Source organism: Geoalkalibacter sp. (genome assembly GCF_030604225.1).
In the GTDB taxonomy this organism is placed as follows: domain Bacteria; phylum Desulfobacterota; class Desulfuromonadia; order Desulfuromonadales; family Geoalkalibacteraceae; genus Geoalkalibacter.
This window is the reverse complement of sequence record NZ_JAUVWH010000069.1, coordinates 1-16,060: the sequence shown is the minus strand read 5'-3', so window position 1 is coordinate 16,060 and position 16,060 is coordinate 1. Positions and strand designations below refer to the sequence as shown.

The 16,060-nt window shown below is 65.4% G+C and carries 15 protein-coding genes; 9 read left to right on the top strand and 6 right to left on the bottom strand.

Features of this window, described 5'->3' with window-relative positions; all coding sequences use genetic code 11:
- The coding region (locus tag QAT43_RS09010; protein ID WP_305042729.1) for a cyclic nucleotide-binding domain-containing protein at positions 1 to 258 on the top strand (258 nt) is incomplete at its 5' end.
- Positions 259 to 278: 20 nt separating this feature from the next.
- Here the strand turns inward: QAT43_RS09010 and QAT43_RS09005 are convergent.
- Positions 279 to 770 (bottom strand): dihydrofolate reductase, encoded by a 492-nt coding sequence (locus tag QAT43_RS09005; protein ID WP_305042728.1) that lies wholly within the window; start codon positions 768 to 770, stop codon positions 279 to 281.
- 46 nt (positions 771 to 816) lie between these two features.
- Between QAT43_RS09005 and QAT43_RS09000 the strand changes: the two genes are divergently transcribed.
- Positions 817 to 1,587 (top strand): alpha/beta hydrolase, encoded by a 771-nt coding sequence (locus QAT43_RS09000; RefSeq protein ID WP_305042727.1) that lies wholly within the window; start codon positions 817 to 819, stop codon positions 1,585 to 1,587.
- Positions 1,588 to 1,745: 158 nt separating this feature from the next.
- On the opposite strand, the gene pcnB is transcribed toward QAT43_RS09000, so the two are convergent.
- Positions 1,746 to 3,032, bottom strand: coding sequence for a polynucleotide adenylyltransferase PcnB (gene pcnB, locus QAT43_RS08995; RefSeq protein WP_305042726.1), 1,287 nt, complete (start codon positions 3,030 to 3,032; stop codon positions 1,746 to 1,748).
- Between the two features lie 106 nt (positions 3,033 to 3,138).
- Here pcnB and miaA point away from each other — a divergent pair, with 106 nt between their 5' ends.
- From miaA to QAT43_RS08980, 3 genes are read left to right on the top strand one after another with little or no spacing between them, the layout of a single operon-like run.
- Positions 3,139 to 4,077, top strand: a complete 939-nt coding sequence (gene miaA / locus QAT43_RS08990; RefSeq protein ID WP_305042725.1) for a tRNA (adenosine(37)-N6)-dimethylallyltransferase MiaA — start codon at positions 3,139 to 3,141, stop codon at positions 4,075 to 4,077.
- 26 nt (positions 4,078 to 4,103) lie between these two features.
- Positions 4,104 to 4,430 carry a nucleotidyltransferase domain-containing protein gene (locus QAT43_RS08985; protein ID WP_305042724.1) on the top strand — a complete coding sequence of 109 codons (327 nt, stop codon included), beginning with the start codon at positions 4,104 to 4,106 and terminating at the stop codon, positions 4,428 to 4,430.
- Positions 4,414 to 4,797: a HEPN domain-containing protein gene (locus QAT43_RS08980; RefSeq protein ID WP_305042723.1), complete on the top strand. Its 384-nt coding sequence runs from the start codon at positions 4,414 to 4,416 to the stop codon at positions 4,795 to 4,797. Before QAT43_RS08985 ends, QAT43_RS08980 begins: the two co-directional genes overlap by 17 nt.
- Before the next feature lie 25 nt (positions 4,798 to 4,822).
- On the opposite strand, the gene QAT43_RS08975 is transcribed toward QAT43_RS08980, so the two are convergent.
- Positions 4,823 to 8,221, bottom strand: a complete 3,399-nt coding sequence (locus tag QAT43_RS08975; RefSeq protein WP_305042722.1) for a DEAD/DEAH box helicase — start codon at positions 8,219 to 8,221, stop codon at positions 4,823 to 4,825.
- Between the two features lie 201 nt (positions 8,222 to 8,422).
- Between QAT43_RS08975 and bamE the strand changes: the two genes are divergently transcribed.
- The 4 genes from bamE to QAT43_RS08955 all read left to right on the top strand — a co-directional run bounded on the left by bamE (position 8,423) and on the right by QAT43_RS08955 (position 10,807).
- Positions 8,423 to 8,737: an outer membrane protein assembly factor BamE domain-containing protein gene (gene bamE / locus QAT43_RS08970; RefSeq protein ID WP_305042721.1), complete on the top strand. Its 315-nt coding sequence runs from the start codon at positions 8,423 to 8,425 to the stop codon at positions 8,735 to 8,737.
- A 21-nt stretch (positions 8,738 to 8,758) separates the two neighbouring features.
- Positions 8,759 to 10,177 (top strand): hypothetical protein, encoded by a 1,419-nt coding sequence (locus tag QAT43_RS08965; RefSeq protein ID WP_305042720.1) that lies wholly within the window; start codon positions 8,759 to 8,761, stop codon positions 10,175 to 10,177.
- Positions 10,137 to 10,463, top strand: coding sequence for a PilZ domain-containing protein (locus tag QAT43_RS08960; RefSeq protein WP_305042719.1), 327 nt, complete (start codon positions 10,137 to 10,139; stop codon positions 10,461 to 10,463). The genes QAT43_RS08965 and QAT43_RS08960 overlap by 41 nt, the downstream gene beginning before the upstream one ends.
- A 134-nt stretch (positions 10,464 to 10,597) precedes the next feature.
- Positions 10,598 to 10,807: a YgaP family membrane protein gene (locus QAT43_RS08955; protein WP_305042718.1), complete on the top strand. Its 210-nt coding sequence runs from the start codon at positions 10,598 to 10,600 to the stop codon at positions 10,805 to 10,807.
- Positions 10,808 to 10,889: 82 nt separating this feature from the next.
- Here the strand turns inward: QAT43_RS08955 and QAT43_RS08950 are convergent, their stop codons facing one another.
- Genes QAT43_RS08950 through QAT43_RS08940 form a run of 3 tightly spaced genes read right to left on the bottom strand, consistent with a single transcriptional unit; the run spans position 10,890 to position 15,966 of the window.
- Complete coding sequence (locus QAT43_RS08950; protein WP_305042717.1) at positions 10,890 to 13,202, bottom strand: FAD-dependent oxidoreductase; 2,313 nt, start codon at positions 13,200 to 13,202, stop codon at positions 10,890 to 10,892.
- Positions 13,203 to 13,228: 26 nt separating this feature from the next.
- Entirely contained in the window at positions 13,229 to 14,872 is a 1,644-nt protein-coding gene (locus tag QAT43_RS08945; protein ID WP_305042716.1) for a glutamate synthase-related protein, read from the bottom strand.
- Positions 14,860 to 15,966, bottom strand: a complete 1,107-nt coding sequence (locus QAT43_RS08940) for a class II glutamine amidotransferase (RefSeq protein ID WP_305042715.1) — start codon at positions 15,964 to 15,966, stop codon at positions 14,860 to 14,862. The genes QAT43_RS08945 and QAT43_RS08940 overlap by 13 nt, the downstream gene beginning before the upstream one ends.
- Positions 15,967 to 16,060 lie beyond the last annotated feature (94 nt).

Genomic DNA, 16,060 nt, shown 5'->3' with positions numbered 1-16,060 from the left:
TTCGGCGGCAATCCCATCGTCGTCGGGGTGTACAGCCGCGGCGCGCTGGTCGGCGAGCTGACGCTGCTCGAGGACGCGCCGCGCAGCGAGTCGGCGGTGGCTCTCGACCAGGTGGATCTGGTTCTGTTGTCGGCGCCAAGCCTGGCGCGCATGCTCGAAGAGCGGCCCCGTCTGGCGGCGCGCTTGCTCGAAGGCATGCTGCTCACCGTCGCGCGGCGCCTGAGCCGCGCCCACGAGCGCCTCGCGGCGATTTTCTAAAGAAGCGCCCCTCGCCTTGGTCAGGGGCGACGCACGTAGGTCAGCAAATCGAAATCCTTGCCGGATTCCTCTTGCACCAGCTGCCACTGCGCCAGGCTGAAGGCGGGGAAGAACCGGTCGCCGGTGAAGTGCCCGTGCACCCGCGAGAGGATCATGCGGTCGGCGACGGCCAGGGCCTGTCGATAGATCTCGGCGCCGCCGATGAAAAAAATGCTGCGGCCGGCGTTCTCCGCCGTGGTGAGGGCTTCCTCGAAGGTGCGGCAGACGTGGATTCCGGGCTGGGGAGGGAGGCTGCGGCTCACCACCAGATTCAGGCGCTGGTCGAGGGGGCGGCCGATGCCGAGAAAGGTGGCGCGGCCCATGATCAGGGTCTGGCCGAGGGTCAGGCGGCGGAAGTGGGCCAGATCCTCGGGCAGATGCCAGGGCAGGCGCCCGTCGCGACCGATCACGCCGTTTTCGGCCACGGCGGCGAGGATGATTTTGTCCGAAGTTGGCGGGATTTGAGAGCTCATGTCCGTTTTATAGCGCGAACGGACAAGGAAGGAAAGCCGAGGGAGGATGACCTTGACCGAGGAACTGCTCAATCACCCCTTGATCGCCGCGCGGTATTTTTTCCCCCGGCCCGACCCGGTGTCGACGCCTTTCTGGGTGCAAAGCGGCGACGCGCGGCTGGCCTGCGTCTATCATCGTCCCCATGCCCAGGGGCGCACCCTGATTCATTTCCACGGTAACGGCGAGGTGGCCGCTGACTGGGAAGAGGGCTTTCCCCAGGCCCTGGAGGCCCTCGGTCTGAACTGCCTGCTGGCCGAGTTTCGCGGCTATGGCGCCTCCGACGGGCGCCCACACCTGGGGGCCATGCTCGACGACGTCGCCGCGATCATCGGCGCGGCGGGCGTGGCGCCTGATCAGTTGATCCTTTTCGGCCGCTCCGTGGGTTCGCTGTTCGCCATCCACGGCGTGTCGCTCTTTCCCCAAATCGGCGGGCTGATTCTGGAAAGCGGCGTTGCCGACGTGCTGGAGCGGCTGCTGCTACGCCTCAGTCCTCGGGAACTGGGCGTGACCCCGGCGCAGCTTGAAGCGGCTGTCGTTTCCCGCCTCGATCAGCGCCGCAAGCTGGAAGGCTACCCTGGACCGACCCTGGTCATGCACGCGCGCGGCGACAGCCTGGTCGATGTCTCCCACGGCGAACGCCTGCATGCCTGGGCCGCAGGCCCCAAGCGCCTGCGCATCTTCGAACGCGGCGACCACAACAACATCCTGTTCGTCAATCAGCGGGAGTATTTCGCGGAAATCGCGGCGTTTGTCGCGGGGTTGGCGGCGCAGGGGTAGGGATAAAAATCTATTTGGACACGGATCACATCTGATCCAGGCGGATTAAATCTAAAAATCTTCCCAGTACCCGTTGTTCCAAGATTCAGCGTTGCATCGAAATTTGGTTTATTATCCGCTTTGATCAGATGTGATCCGTGTCCCAAGATTTTGGTCTTTCAGGCGGGTGCCTGGCCGTCGCGCGGCTTACGGCGGCGGGGTCGACGGCGGCGTTTGCGGGCGGGATCGGCGGGCGCGGGCGGCGCGCTGTCCTTGCCGCTCAGGGCCTTGCGCCATTGTTGAACCAGGTCGCGATAGTCGCCCGTCGCCTCGCTCCAACAGGCCAGTAACTCCACGGACCAGGGGGTCATGGGATGGGTCAGGAGCCGGCGCTCGCCGCGCTGGCGACGACCGCGGGCGAGGCGATAGACGCCGAGCAGCAGTTCGCGGGCTTGATGGGAAATGGCGCGGGCGATGCTGAAATAACCGCAGTGGGGGGCGAGCACCAGGCCCGCCAGGCGCACCACCTCGGTGACGGGGGCTTCGCGGGTCGGCGGGCAGGTGCGCAGGAAGCGGCTCAGGTAAAGCGCCGCGAGGATGAAGGGCTCCATGACCGGCTGGCCGTCGCGGGTGCGCCCGTCGAGGCGCTCCAGCAGGGCAAAGCTCTCCGCGTCGCCCTGATAGCCGCCCAGCAGCGGTTCGAGCAGACCCATGGCGGCGGCGTCGCGCAGCACCGGCCCGGCCACGGTGTGGCGGAACAGCTCCAGAAGCTCCTCGCGGATGCGCGCCGGAGCGGACTCGGCGATGAGCGGGGCGCAACGGTAGATGCCCTGGCGCACGTCCTCGTCGAGACTGAAACCCAGTCGCGCGCAGAATTCCAGGGCGCGCAGCATGCGCACCGGATCTTCCGTGAAGCGTTCCACGGGATGGCCGATGACGCGCAGGCGCCGGGCGGCGAGGTCTTCCAGTCCGCCCACGTAATCGATGATGGAAAAACTATCGATGTCGTAGAACAGGGCGTTGATGGTGAAGTCGCGGCGAAAGGCGTCTTCCTGGGGTGTGCCGAAGACGTTTTCCTGAAAGGCGAAGTGATCCTCGGGGTTTTCCGGCAGGTCGCCGGCTTCGGCCTTGCGGCGGAAGGTGGCGACCTCCACCACCTTGTCGCGACCGAAGCGCACGTGGGCCAGGCGAAAGCGCCGCCCGACGAGAAAGCAGTTGCGGAACAGGTTCTTCACCTGGTCGGGCGTGGCGTCGGTGCCGATGTCGAAATCCTTGGGCCTCCGCCCCAGCAGCAGATCGCGCACCCCGCCGCCCACCAGGTAGGCCTTGAAACCGTGGCGGTGCAGGCGGTACATCACCTTGAGGGTTTCGTCGTCGATCTGTTTGCGGGAGATGCCGTGCTCGGCGCGGGGGACGATGACCGGGGCGGCGGGGGCGGGCTCAGGGGCGTTGGCGAAGGACATCATCGGTCGGGCTAGATTCCGGAAGGAAGCGCAAGGTTGACATTTGCGCGCAAATGTAGCAGAAACGCCGCTCTTGTCAAAGAGTTAAATCAGTCCGGGGGTGGCTGCCATGAAGGGATGCAATCTGCTGGTGGTGCTGGGCCCTACCGCCTCGGGCAAAACGCCTCTGGGCGTCGAGCTGGCGCGGCGTTTCGGGGGCGAAATCATCTCCGCCGATTCGCGCCAGGTGTTTCGCGGCATGGATCTGGGCAGCGGCAAGGATCTGGCGGAATACGGCGCCGTGCCCCATCACCTCATCGACATCCGCGATGCGGGCGGCGAATTCAGCGTCTTTGATTTTCAGCGCGCCTTCCTCGCCGCCTATGCCGATATCCGCGCCCGGGGCCGCCTGCCGGTGCTGGTCGGCGGCACCGGCCTGTATCTGGATGCGGTGTTGCGCGGCTACCGGTTGGTCGAGGTGCCGGAAAATCCGGCCCTGCGCCGGGAACTCGCGGCCCTCGACGTAAGTGCCTTGCGCGCCCGCCTGCAACGGCTCAGGCCGGCGCAGCACAATACCACCGATGTGCTGGAGCGCGAGCGGTTGGTGCGCGCCATCGAAATCGCCGAGGGCGAAGCGGCCGCGGCCGCCGCCCTGCCGCCCCTGCCTAAGATCCGCCCCCTGGTCTTCGGCCTGCGCTGGGACCGCGCCCGGCTGCGCGAGCGCATCGCCCGGCGCCTGCGGGAGCGGCTGGCGCAGGGCATGGTCGACGAAGTGGCCCGTCTGCACGCCGCCGGCATCCCCTGGGAGCGCCTCGAATACTACGGCCTCGAATACCGCTTCATCGCCCGTCACCTGCAAGGGGAACTGGGCCCGGAGGAAATGGCGCAACAACTGACCACCGCCATCGGCCAGTTCGCCAAGCGCCAGGAAACCTTCTTTCGCCGCATGGAGCGCCAGGGGGTGGAGATTCACTGGGTCGAGGGGGGCGGCGAGGCCTTGGAAGAGGTGCTGCGGGTCACCCGAAGGATGCGGATTTTCCCTTTAGCCGGGGAGGGGGAGGTGGTATAAAGAGAGCCAGGATTTTTCTTTATGGAATGAGACGAATGGTCGACGAAAAAACCATCCAAGGCCTCACGGAACAGATTGCCCGGGAATTCAACCCGGAAAAAATCATCCTGTTTGGGTCTCGTGCCGAAGGCACGGCGCGAGCCGATTCAGACGTTGATTTATTAGTCATTCTTTCTTTCGAGGGCAGTTCGTTTCGCAAATCCCTGGATATCCTCAACCGGCTCAATCCTCGTATCCCCATTGATCTTATCGCCCGTCGCCCCGACGAGGCGGTTCGCCGCTACGACCAGGGCGACCCCCTGATCCGCGAGGCGTTTGATCGCGGGAAGATTCTCTATGAACGACGTCATTAAGGAGTGGATAGCCAAGGCCGATGGGGATTTCGGAACGGCGCAACGCGAGCTTGCCGTGGAAGGCGCTGCAAATTTTGATGCCGTGTGTTTCCACGCCCAGCAGTGTATCGAAAAGCTCATGAAGGCCATTCTTATCGCTCATGGCCAGGTGCCGCCCCGAACCCACGACCTGATTGTTCTTGCCGATCTGGTCGCCCTGCGTTTGCCCGGCTGGCAATGGCCGGTCGAGGAATTGCGCTTTCTCTCCAGGGCCGCCGTGACCTTCCGTTATCCTGGTGAGTCGGCGGAGCGGGAGGATGGCGGCGAAGCCGTGGATATCGCGGCCCGTCTCAGGCAGGATTTGATCCGGCGACTTTTTTCCCTCTGATTTATCACCAACCGACAGCTGACCCTCATCCCACCAGAAACTCGAAATCCTCGCGGCTGAGGGGCACGCCGCCGCCCTCGCGTCCCTCGTCAAGCAGCGCCCGGAACAGCTGCTGCTTGCGTTCCTTGAGCACCATCATCTTCTCCTCCACCGTATGGCGCATGAGCAGGCGCAGCACCGTGACCTTGCGCGTCTGGCCGATGCGGTGCGCGCGGTCCGAGGCTTGGTTTTCCACGGCGGGATTCCACCAGGGATCGAGGTGGATGACGTAGGTGGCGCGGGTCAGGTTGAGGCCGCGCCCGCCGGCCTTGAGGCTGAGGAGGAACACCAGAGGTTCACTGCTGCCCTGGAAGGTTTCGACCAGTTTTCGGCGCTGCGCCACGGGCGTGCTGCCGTCCAGGCGTACAAAGGGAATGCCGCATTTGCGCAGCGCCGGTTCCACCAGGTCGAGAAAGCTGGTGAACTGGGAGAACACCAGGGTGCTGTGGCCCTCGGCCTGCAACTCCTCAAGATGTTCACACAGGGCGCTGATTTTCGGCGCGGCGTCGGAAGCGGCCTGGCCGCCCCCCAGGCGCGGATCAAGGCACAGGCGGCGCAGGCGGGTGAGGGCGGCCAGGGCGGTGATGCGCGCATGCGCCCGGTTTTGCTCCTGCCAGGCGGCGGCAACCTCGGCGCGCACCGCGGCGACAGTGTTCTGGTAGAGGATTTTCTGTTCGTCGGTGAGATCAAGATGCAGGTCGATCTCCACCTTGTCGGGGAGCTCGGCGGCGATTTTTTCCTTGGTGCGGCGCAGCACGAAGGGTCGGGTGCGGGCGATGAGGTTGCGCAGTTCGGCCTGATCGCTCGCGTCGCGGCCGTTGCCGAAGCGCCGATAGGGGCCGAGCAGGCCGGGCAGCACCAGGTCGATGATCGACCAGTATTCGCCCAGATGATTTTCCACCGGCGTGCCGGTCAGGGCCAGCTTGAACGCGCCTTGCAGGCGCCGCACCGCGCCGGTGACGGCGGCATGCACGTTTTTCACGGCCTGGGCCTCGTCGAAGATGATGACGTGGAAGGCGATCCCGGCCAGGGCTTCGATGTCACGTCGCACGATCTCATAGCTGGTGAGCACCACATCGACGCCGGAGAAATCCGTGGTCCGCTCCTGCCCCCGATAGGTCAGGGTGCGCAGTTCCGGGGCGAAACGCGCGATTTCGCTTTCCCAGTTGAACAACAGGCTGGGCGGCAGGACCACCAGATGGGGCTCCCCGTTGGTCCGGGCGGGCAGGCACTTCTGGTGCAGCGCCGCCAGCAGGCTGATGGCCTGGATGGTCTTGCCCAGGCCCATGTCGTCGGCCAGGCAGGCGCCGAACTTGTGCTGGTAGAGAAAGGCCAGCCACTCGTAGCCGCGCCGCTGGTAATCGCGCAGTTCGGCGTGCAGGCGCGGCGGTGCGACGGGCGGCAGGCCGTCAAAGTTCTCCAGGTGGTTGAGGATGGTTTCGTCCTCGGGGTCAAGCTTCAGCGTGGCGCCAAGTTTGCGCAGGGCGAGCAGGTCGAGGATGTGCAGGCGCGGCACGCGCACCAGTTCGCGACGCTTCCTTTCCTTGCCGTCCCCCAGTCCCGCCAGGATGCGCAGGGCTTCGCGGTCCCCGTCGGTGAGCAGATGCAGTTGCCCCGCAACGGCGAAAATCCCCTCCTGCAGCGCTTTGCGCCAGGTGGTTTCGTCGAGCAGCGCCCCCGCGCAGCGGATTTCGGGGCGCAGTTCAAACCAGTCGATGCTCTTGGTCTCGCCGGCGACACTGATGTCGAGGCGCGCGGGACGAACGGGTTGCCCGCCGAGGAGCGGTTCGACGCCGAGGGCGCTCAACTCGGCGATCAGCGACGGCAGGGCGGCGAGCAGTGTCTGGCGCTTGACGTTGAATTCCCCCGGCACCAGGGCGTCGCGCAGAGCCTGATCGCCGAAGTGGCGATAGAGAACTTCCAGCAGTTGCGCTTCCCGGTCGCGGTCGCGTTCCAGCAGTACCCAACGGCCGTCGATGACATTGAGGTGACGGGAGCGCAGGCCGTCGACGGCCAACAGGTTTTCCAGGTGCTCGCGCGCTTCGCGCACCAGTGCGCGCTTGCGAAAATCCGGCCCGGCAATGGCCGCGCGCAGGATGCGCTGGCGTTCGGTTTTGGTCGCGGCGCGGCGTGCGGCGAAAAAGGTTTCATAGAGCACGCGGCGGCGCTTGAGGGCGCGCAGGGGCGCCGAGGTGCGCTCGAAATAGCCCTCGGTGAACAAATCGAGGGCACGCGGGTCGAGGCATAGTTTGCAGGTGCCGTGGCGGGCGCCGGCGAGCAGGAGCGCTTCGCTGCCGTCGGCGGGCAGGGTGATTTCCACCTGGTAGTGGGTCAGCGGAGTCGGCGGCGGAACCTCTGCATCACCGGCGACTTGCAGTAGGCATTCGGCGAGGGGCGAGTTGTCCGCCTCGGAGAGAAATTCCAGGCCGAGAAAATTCTCCCAGGCGATGCGGTAGCCCTCCGGCGCGGCCAAGCGGTCGGCGACGCCGAGCAGTTCGGGCCACAGGGACCAGGTTTCGGGACGCTTGACGCGCACGAGTCGGCCCTGCTCGACGTCGGCCACCCAGGAGCTCAACCACAACAGCTGGTCTCCCAGGGGGCTGCCGTCATCGAGTATCCGCGCGATGTGCAGACCATCCTGGCGGGCATCCAGGCGCAGCAGACCCCGGCGGGTCTCGGGCGACTCGATGCGCAGCGCTCTGAGCCCGCCCTGATCGTCGCGCACCTGAACCGGCCATTCCATGTGCCCCTGGTCGAGCAGGGCGCAGACCACCGCCTCGGGATGCACGCGGGAGAGCCAGGGCGAATCGAGCAGCGGTTGCAGGGGCGCGGGAACCCCGCGCGTGTACTGCGGAAGGGCGTTGCCGTTGCGCGCGACCTCGAAGGAGACCATGCCGAAGCGCGGGTTGAGCACCACGGAAAAATCCGTCTTCGCCGGTTTGGCCGGGGCTTTCTTGCGCGGGATCGGGTGAAGCCTGGCGCGGGTCTCGGCCGGAGCGAGCAGGGCGGCGCGGATGTTTTCCATCTGGCGCGCATCGGCGTTCCAGCCGCTGACGGTCTGGGGAGCGAGGGCTTTCTTGAGGGTGAGCAGGACGGCCAGGCGGTGCGCGCAGGCGTGTGCCCCGGCGGAGCCGCATTCGCACTGAGCGTCGATGCGCCCCTCCTTGAGTTCCAGGGTCACTTCCCGCACCCGTCCATCGACCACGTCGACGCTGAGTTGCGAGCGTTCGCGCGCCCAAGCGGGGGGCCGCACGGCGTGAACCTGGCACAGGCGCAGGGCGGCGATCAACTGCTCTTTTCCGCCCAGGGTGTAGAGCCGGCCGACGGGCAACTCGCGCAGGGCGCTGACCAGGGGAGCTTCAGCTGAAGGTAGGTTGTTGGTCATGGGACAATCTGCGTCAGGGAGTGGGCTGGGATCGAAGACCGACCAAAATAACACCGATTCGTCCTCGATCCAAGGGCGTTTTTGCTCTCCGGGCAATGATTTCGCGCAACGCTTTGCCCGGGATTTTGTGCTATAGTCCGGCAGGTTGAATGTTTCCAACTCAGGAGGATATTTATGTTGTCCACGAAAAGATTTTCCCGCATGTTGATGGTCGCCGTCATGGGCGGCGTCCTGGTGCTCGCGGCGGGTTGCGCCACGGTGGGGCGCGATTTTTCCACCAGCGGCGTGGCCGCCATTCGCATTGGCGAGACGACCAAGACCGATGCCCGCGCCCTGTTCGGCAATCCCTGGCGCACCGGCGTCGAGGACGGCCGCGAAACCTGGACCTACGGCCACTATCGCTATTCCCTGTTCAGCCCCGCCCAGACCCGCGACCTGGTGCTGCGCTTCGACAAGGAAGGGCGGGTGGCGTCCTACACCTTCAACTCCACCCACCCGGAAGATGCCCGCCGCTAGCGCCGGACCGGGGAGGCCGGCGTGACACGGATCTCCGGCGCTTCGCCGCTGCCACCCAAGGTCGCGAGATACCTGAAAACGCGCGCCATTGGCGGACCCTGGAGCCTGGAGGGAACACAACGGCGCGATTTTCGGGGGGCCGTGGTGATCCCCGCCCTGGCCGAGGAGGAGGCGCTGCCCGCGACCCTGGGCGCCCTGGCGGCAAATCCGACGGCGGATCTGGCGGACTTTCTGGTGCTGGTGGTGGTCAATCACCGCCGCGACGCGTGCGCCGAGCCGCGGGAAGAAAATCGCCGGGTTCTCCATCGCCTGGCGACCGGTGCCGCCGCCTGGAGCGGACTCAACCTGGCCTGGGTCGACGCCGCCTCACTGGGGCGCGAGCTGTCGGAGGGCGAGGGGGTGGGGCTGGCGCGCAAGATCGGTTTCGATCTGGTCTTGGCGCATCTCGACTGGAGCGCCGCTCCGATCCTTGTGTCCCTTGACGCCGACACCCTGGTGCAGCCCGATTATCTGCCCGCCCTGCGCGTGCATTTTCGCACCGCCCAAGCCGGCGGCGCGGTGCTCGCCTTCCAGCATCGGCCGGCGGCCACCCCCGCGGCCGAACAGGCCATCCAGCTCTACGAACTCTATCTGCGTCATTATGTTTTGGGTTTGCGCCTGGCCGGTTCGCCCTACGCCTATCACAGCATCGGCAGCGCCCTGGCCTGCCGCGCCGAGGCTTACGTCGCCGCCGGCGGCATGAACCGACGCCGGGCGGGCGAGGATTTCTACTTCCTGCAGCAATTGGCCAAGACCTGCGGCCTGGCCCAGGTGCGTGGCACCCTGGTGCATCCCTCGCCGCGGATATCCAACCGCACCCCCTTCGGCACCGGACCCTCGGTGGCGGCTTTGCAGGCCGGCGCAAGCGGCAACGTGCGTTTTTACGGATTGGGCGCCTTTGAGGTGCTGCGCCAGTGGCTGGAGTTCGTCAGGCTCGGTGCCGCGTCGGATCAAAGCGCCTCAGGGATGCTTGCCGCAGCGGCCGCCATCTCTGCCCACCTCGGCGATTTTTTGCGGCAAAGCAATTTCGCCCCAGCCTGGGACGGCCTGCGTCGCCAGCATGCGGGAGCGCCGGAACGGCTGGAGCACGCCTTTCGTGAATGGTTCGATGGGCTCAAAACCCGTCGCCTGTTGTTCGCCCTCTGCGAGGGGGCGGGGCTCTGGGGCCGGGCGGATGAGATCCTGCCGCCGTTGTTGGCCCGCGCCGGACTGGATAGTTGTGGAAGTATTGGCACTTATCTTGCTCTTCTAAGGGGGGTTCAGAATTTTCCCCCCTCGCTTGAGACCAAGGAGGTTGCCCATGTTCGGCAAGGGATCGCAGACGGCGCTGGACTGGCCCACGACGGATCGACGCAGAGCGTTGCGCAAGCCCCTCATGGTGCTGCGTGCCCGCCTGGATGACGGCGCCAAGGTGTTTTTCGGCTACGCCAAGAACCTCAGCACCAGCGGGATCTTCATCGCGACCGTCAACCCCCGCGGCATGGGCGAGCAGTTCGATCTGGAGCTGACCCTTCCCGCGCCATCCGGCCTGCGGATCGCCTGTCGCTGCGAGGTGGCGTGGCAGCGACCCTACAGCGCCCGCTCCGATCTCGATCCCGGCATGGGGCTGCGCTTTCTCGCTCTGCCCGAGGAACTCGCGGCGGCGCTGGCCGCCTGGGTTGAAGGCGAGGATCCGCCAAAAGATTGACTTTGTCTTTCCCCTGGCCGTCAAAAACTATCGCCGTCGGCGGATTTCCGTTTTTTTGAAAAGGTGATAAAATCAGTCATGAATCTTGGGTTGCCGGACACGGCGCCTTGAATTTGACCTGAGGAGGTTACGTCATGATCCACAACGTGTGTTCGCGCAACGAACGTATCGCCAGGACCCTCATCGGCCTCTTCCTGCTCGGTCTGCTTTTTCTGCTGCCCAATCCCGTCGGCTGGCTGGGCTTCTTCGGCGTGGTGCTGATCGCCACGGCGGTGCTGCGCTACTGCCCCATCAGCCACATGCTCGGCATGGACAGCTGCCGAATGAAAGACGCCCATAGCTGAAAACCTGGTTTTTCACAACGACAAAGGCGGCGCCCCGTTCTCGGGTGCGCCGCCTTTGTCGTTTCTTCCGAGAGTCTCGTCCTTACACCGCCTGTTCCATGCTCCATACCCCGCAGGGACAGATGCCTGCGCAGATGCCGCAGCCGATGCAGACGTGGTCGTCGGAGACGTACTCGAAACGGCCGTTGTCCATTTCCACGCGGCGGATGGCACCCTCGGGGCAGGCTTCCAGGCACATGGAGCAGTCGCGGCAGGTGCCGCACGACAGGCAGCGGTTGGTTTCGCTCTTGGCGTCGATGACGCAGAAGCGGCCGCGGTTCTGCGGACGGAACAGCTCTTTGCTCAGGCATTCCTGGGGCACGATCTCGGGCTTTTTCTTGGCAACCAGGGGTTCGCCGCGCAGGTAGGTGTCGATGAATTCGGCGGCTTCGAGGCCGTGACCGATGGCGTGGGTGAGTAGGCCCGGGCGGATGGTGTCGCCGATGGCGAATACGCCCGGGGCGCGCGTGACCTGCCGGCAGTCGTCCACCTCCATCATGCCCTTGATGCTCAGCCATTCGCGCGGCACATAAGAGAGATCGGGACGCTCGCCGATGGCGATGATCACCGTGTCGGCCTCGATGAGGCGGCCGTCCTTGCCGTGGACACCTTTTTCGTCGATGCGGTCGGTGAAAAACGGCCAGAGGATCTCGCCGCCCAGGGCTTCGACATGCGCGATTTCCTTCTGGTAGGCGGCGGGGCGTTGGATGTCGATGGCGGTGACCTTCTTGGCGCCCATGGCGTAGGCGCCCAGGCAGGTGTCCATGCCGGCGTTGCCGGCGCCGAGCACCACCACGCGCTCGCCCACCGGGGGGCGCTCGCCGGCGTTGATGGCCTTGAGGAAGTCGATGCCCTTGACCAGGCGCTCGTGGCCGGGGAAGGGAATCACCACCGGGCTGTGGGCGCCGCTGGCGATGACCACCGCGTCGTGCTCGGCGCGCAGCTTGGCGAACAGCTCCTGGTCGACCTTGGTGCCGGCGTGCACCGCGACGCCCAGATTCTTGATGCGCGCGATCTCATTGTCGAGCACTTCGGCGGGCAGGCGCTCCGTGGGGATGACCTGGCGTAGCTTGCCGCCGACTTCCTTGTCGGCTTCGTAGACGCTGACCGCGTGGCCGCGCAGGCGCAACTGCCAGGCGGTGGAGAGGCCGCCGGGACCGCCGCCGACCACGGCCACCTTCTTGCCGCTTTCGGGCGCGGGCAGGGGTGCGGCGGCGTCGCGGGAGAGGCGCCCGAGTTCCTTCATGGCCACCGGCTTGTCGATATACTGGCGAGTACAGGCGTCCATGCACAGATTGGGGCAGACCTCGCCGCACACCGAGGCGGGGAAGGGCGAGTAGCGCAGCACCAGTTCCAGGGCCTCTTGCACCTTGCCCTGGCGCAGCAGCTTGATGCGTTCCTGGGTGGGGATGGAGGTCGGGCAGCTCGACTCGCAGGGCGCGGCGTAGCGCTTGTCTTGCCAGTGGGGGATTTTCAGGCGATCCGCCCCGGCATTGACCAGCCCGGCGACATGCTCGTAATCGTCCGTCACCACGTCGCCGAAAATGCCCTCCGGCACCCATTCCCGCAGGCGGAACTCGCGCATGGTGAGGTGCTGCACGCGGCTGCGCTCCTCGTAGGTCTTGGCGAGGATCTTGTGCCATTGGCCGAGGTCGCTCAGTTCCTCGAACAGTTCCGGGCGGTCGATCTTGTCGAGATAGACGGGCAGGCCGGCGAGAAGAAATTCGCGGTCGGCCTCGTCGAGGTCAAGCAGCCACACCTCGTCGGAGAGGCCCCGGACCGGGCCGCGCACGTAGATGGTGCCGCCGACCATGCCCATGCAGCTGCGGTCGCCGAGGACCGAATCAAAGCCCTCGCAATCCACGCCGCAGACCACGGCGATCCCGCCGCCCATGAATTCAAAGGAAAAGGAACCGGTGTTCTTGAGCACCCAGAACTGCGGCGGCTCGTAGGCCGGGTCGTGCTTCATCAGCGAGCCCGAGCGGGTGCCGACGCGCCCGGCGACGTAGATGCGGCCGGCCGCGGCGCAATGGGCGGTGGTGTCGCCGCCGTCGCCGAGAATGGTGAGGGTGGCGCCGGCGTTGAGCCAGCCGGCATCGGCGGGCGCCGAGCCCTCGACGACGATCTCCGTGCCGTCAAGGCCGAAGGAGCCGACGCGCTGGCCGGGATTTTTCACGCGAAAGCGCAGGGGCTCGCCGTTTTGTGTCCACAGGGGGCCGCCGATGTTGTGATGGCCCGAGGACAGCACCTCGAACTCGGTTTCGCCGGCCTCCAGCGCGGCATAGATCTGCTGCAGCAGTTGCTGGGTGGAAACGCGCTGCTGGTTGTCGTTGAAGGCGGATATCTGTGCAGGCATGGCTCTCTCCTGTCAGGTGTAAGGGCTTAACACACGTACTGGATCTGCAAGCGCTCGGCGACCGCCTTGTCTGTCGACACCAGGGCGTCGGAGCGGCCCACGGGCAGCGACGAGTTGCCGATGGGCGCCATGAGTTTCTTCAACTCCTGATCCATGGCCAGGAAATAGTTGACGATATTTTGCGCCACCTTTTCCGGGTCGAGGCGATGGGCGAGGGCCGCTTCCTGGGTGGTGATGCCCGCCGGGCACAGGCCGGTGTTGCAGGCGTTGCAGCGCCCCATGTCGTTGCCCACGCAGCCGGCCATCTGCAGAATCAGCTTGCCGGTGAACACGCCGTTGGCGCCCAGGCAGATCATCTTGAAGGCATCGGCCGCCAGATCGCCGGTCTTGCCCAGGCCGCCCGCCGCCCACAGGGGGATCTGGCCCTGGCGCCCTTGGGTGGTGGCCGCCAGGTAGCAGTCGCGCAGCTTGCTGACGATGGGATGCCCGGTGTGGTCGAGGCTCACCTCGTGGGCCGCGCCGGTGCCGCCGTCGATGCCGTCGAGGAAAAAGCCGCCGACGATGTTGTAGGGGTCGCGCACCAGGTTGTTGAACACCGAGACGCTGGTCGCCGAGGCCGCCACCTTGATGGCCACCGGCACGCGGAACTTGAAGGCGGCGTTGAAGGAGAGAAACATCTTCTGCACGCTCTCCTCGATGGAATACAGGCCCTGATGGTTGGGCGGCGAGAGCAGGTCGGCCTTGGGCACGCCGCGAATCGCCTGGATGTGCGCGGCCACCTTCTGCGCCTGGAGCAGGCCGCCGTCACCGGGCTTGGCGCCCTGGCCGATCTTGATCAGCACCCCTGCCGGATCCTCGATCATCTCGGGCATGGCCTTGACGATGCGGTTCCAGCCGAAGTGCCCCGAGGCGATCTGCAGGATCATGTACTTGAGAAAGCGGCTCTTGAGCAGGCGCACCGGCACGCCGCCCTCGCCCGAGCACATGCGTACCGGCAGGCCGCACTGCTCGTTGAGATAGGCGGTGGCCATGGCCACCCCTTCCCACATGCGCCAGGACAGGGCGCCGATGGACATGTCGCCGATGATCACCGGATAAATCCATTGCACCGGCGGTGCCTGGCCGTCCTTCTGCAAGCGGCCGTCGGCGCCGACCTTGAAGGGCAGCTTGCCCGGCGGCAGGATGCGGCCGAAGGGCGCGAGCATGTCGAAAGTGTGGCGCTGGGCATCAAGCGAGGGGTCGGTCATCTGCGAGATGCGCCCGATGCGCAGCTTGTCGAGGGTGCGGGTGGTGGCCTCAAGGTTTTTGCGCCCGCCGCGCTTGATGGAGTCGCCCGCCAGGCAGCGGGTAACGATGGGGTGGCGGGTGTCGAGATTGCGCACCGGGCCGATGGCGTCGTTGGGGCAAACCTTTTCGCAGATGCCGCAGCCGCGGCAGTAGTTCCTGATGGACTTGACCTGGCGGATCACCGGCACCGCCGAGTAGCGGCTTTTCGGCTCGGGGTACTCGCTCTCCGACCACACCAGGCGGCGCCGCTCGACCTTGGGCGCGATGGCGCGAAAGGAGCAGGCCGCCGTGCAGGAGCCGCACAGGGTGCAGCGGCTTGCGTCATAGCGGATCTTCCACGGCAGGTCGTTGGCCGTGACGTCGTGAATTTTCATTGTTTCCATCGCTGCACCTCCAGATCCTGGCCGATCATCACGATCTCGCGCTCGTTGGGGTAGATGTCCTCCTGCCAGTTGCGCTCGGGCAGGATTTCGTTGATGCCGCACACCTCCGAGGAGATCACCACCATCTTCTCCGAACGGCCCACCACCACGGGGCGCAGCTTCTTGGCGTCGCAGCAGGTGAACAGGGTGTTGTCGGGCAGCACGCCGATGATGGTGTTGGGGCCGTTGATCTCCAGATGCGTCAGGGACTGGCGGATGGCCAGCAGTTCGTCGCGATCCGTGCGGCGCTCCACCTCCTCGAAGGGCAGGGGCGTGATCACGTGCTTGTAGTAGGGCAGCGGCCAGCCGAGTTCGCGATGCACATAGTGCAGGGTGTAGAGAAAGCACTGGCTGTCTGATTCGAAGCCGATGTAGCCGCGATGCAGCTTGCGCTGGAATTCCTTGTTCTTGAGGTAGAAGGTGTTCTCGCCGTTGGCCAGCGCCGTGTAGCCCTGCAGGAAAAAGGGATGGGCGGCGTAGCGCACGATGTCGTAGTTGGTGTTCTGCCGGCATTGGGCGGTAATCACCTTGGCGGTGAAATGATCGTCGGGCTGCCAGAGGTTGAAATAGGTGCCGATGTCGCGCGGGTCGCCGATTTCCTTGAGGGTCACCACGTCGGGCCAGAAGGAGTAGACATAGCCCTGATCGCCCTCCTCCAGGGCAAAGCGCAGTTGCAGACGCATGTCGAGGAGCAGGTCTTCCTTTTCCTTCTGCGTCGCGTTGCGGTAGTTCTTGGGGTAGTTGAAGGTCTCGAAGACGTAGTTGGGCATGGCGTTGATATCCAGCCCGGGGCGGTGAAAGGTCTCCGGCACCCATTGCAGCACGCGGCTGAAGCCCGCCTCGTGCAAAATGTCCTCGGCCAGCTTGAGGCCCTCGTCGGTGCAGGCCAGGGACAGGGTGGGCAGGTGCTTGTAGTTTTTGAAGATGCCGCCGAGGTCGTGCATGACCATGGCGAAGCCCGAATTGTCATGGCCTTTCTGCTGGGACTGCATGAGCAGCAGGGCCTGGCTGGGATGAACGTAGTCGCTACTTTTGATGGCGCCGATGCGACACATGTGATGACACCTCCATGGCGTGAATGGGGTGGTGCGGGAGCATTGGGTGCGAATTGCTCAAATCAAGGATGTCGGCGACATAATAGCAAATTAA

Excerpts from the sequence above, each read along its gene's own strand:
- pcnB (WP_305042726.1), bottom strand. The coding sequence starts at position 3,032 with ATGATGTCCTTCGCCAACGCCCCTGAGCCCGCCCCCGCCGCCCCGGTC.
- QAT43_RS09005 (WP_305042728.1), bottom strand. The coding sequence starts at position 770 with ATGAGCTCTCAAATCCCGCCAACTTCGGACAAAATCATCCTCGCCGCC.
- bamE (WP_305042721.1), top strand. The coding sequence starts at position 8,423 with ATGTTGATGGTCGCCGTCATGGGCGGCGTCCTGGTGCTCGCGGCGGGT.
- QAT43_RS08950 (WP_305042717.1), bottom strand. The coding sequence starts at position 13,202 with ATGCCTGCACAGATATCCGCCTTCAACGACAACCAGCAGCGCGTTTCC.
- QAT43_RS08955 (WP_305042718.1), top strand. The coding sequence starts at position 10,598 with ATGATCCACAACGTGTGTTCGCGCAACGAACGTATCGCCAGGACCCTC.
- QAT43_RS08985 (WP_305042724.1), top strand. The coding sequence starts at position 4,104 with ATGAGACGAATGGTCGACGAAAAAACCATCCAAGGCCTCACGGAACAG.
- miaA (WP_305042725.1), top strand. The coding sequence starts at position 3,139 with ATGAAGGGATGCAATCTGCTGGTGGTGCTGGGCCCTACCGCCTCGGGC.
- QAT43_RS08945 (WP_305042716.1), bottom strand. The coding sequence starts at position 14,872 with ATGGAAACAATGAAAATTCACGACGTCACGGCCAACGACCTGCCGTGG.
- QAT43_RS08980 (WP_305042723.1), top strand. The coding sequence starts at position 4,414 with ATGAACGACGTCATTAAGGAGTGGATAGCCAAGGCCGATGGGGATTTC.
- QAT43_RS09000 (WP_305042727.1), top strand. The coding sequence starts at position 817 with ATGACCTTGACCGAGGAACTGCTCAATCACCCCTTGATCGCCGCGCGG.
- QAT43_RS08940 (WP_305042715.1), bottom strand. The coding sequence starts at position 15,966 with ATGTGTCGCATCGGCGCCATCAAAAGTAGCGACTACGTTCATCCCAGC.
- QAT43_RS08975 (WP_305042722.1), bottom strand. The coding sequence starts at position 8,221 with ATGACCAACAACCTACCTTCAGCTGAAGCTCCCCTGGTCAGCGCCCTG.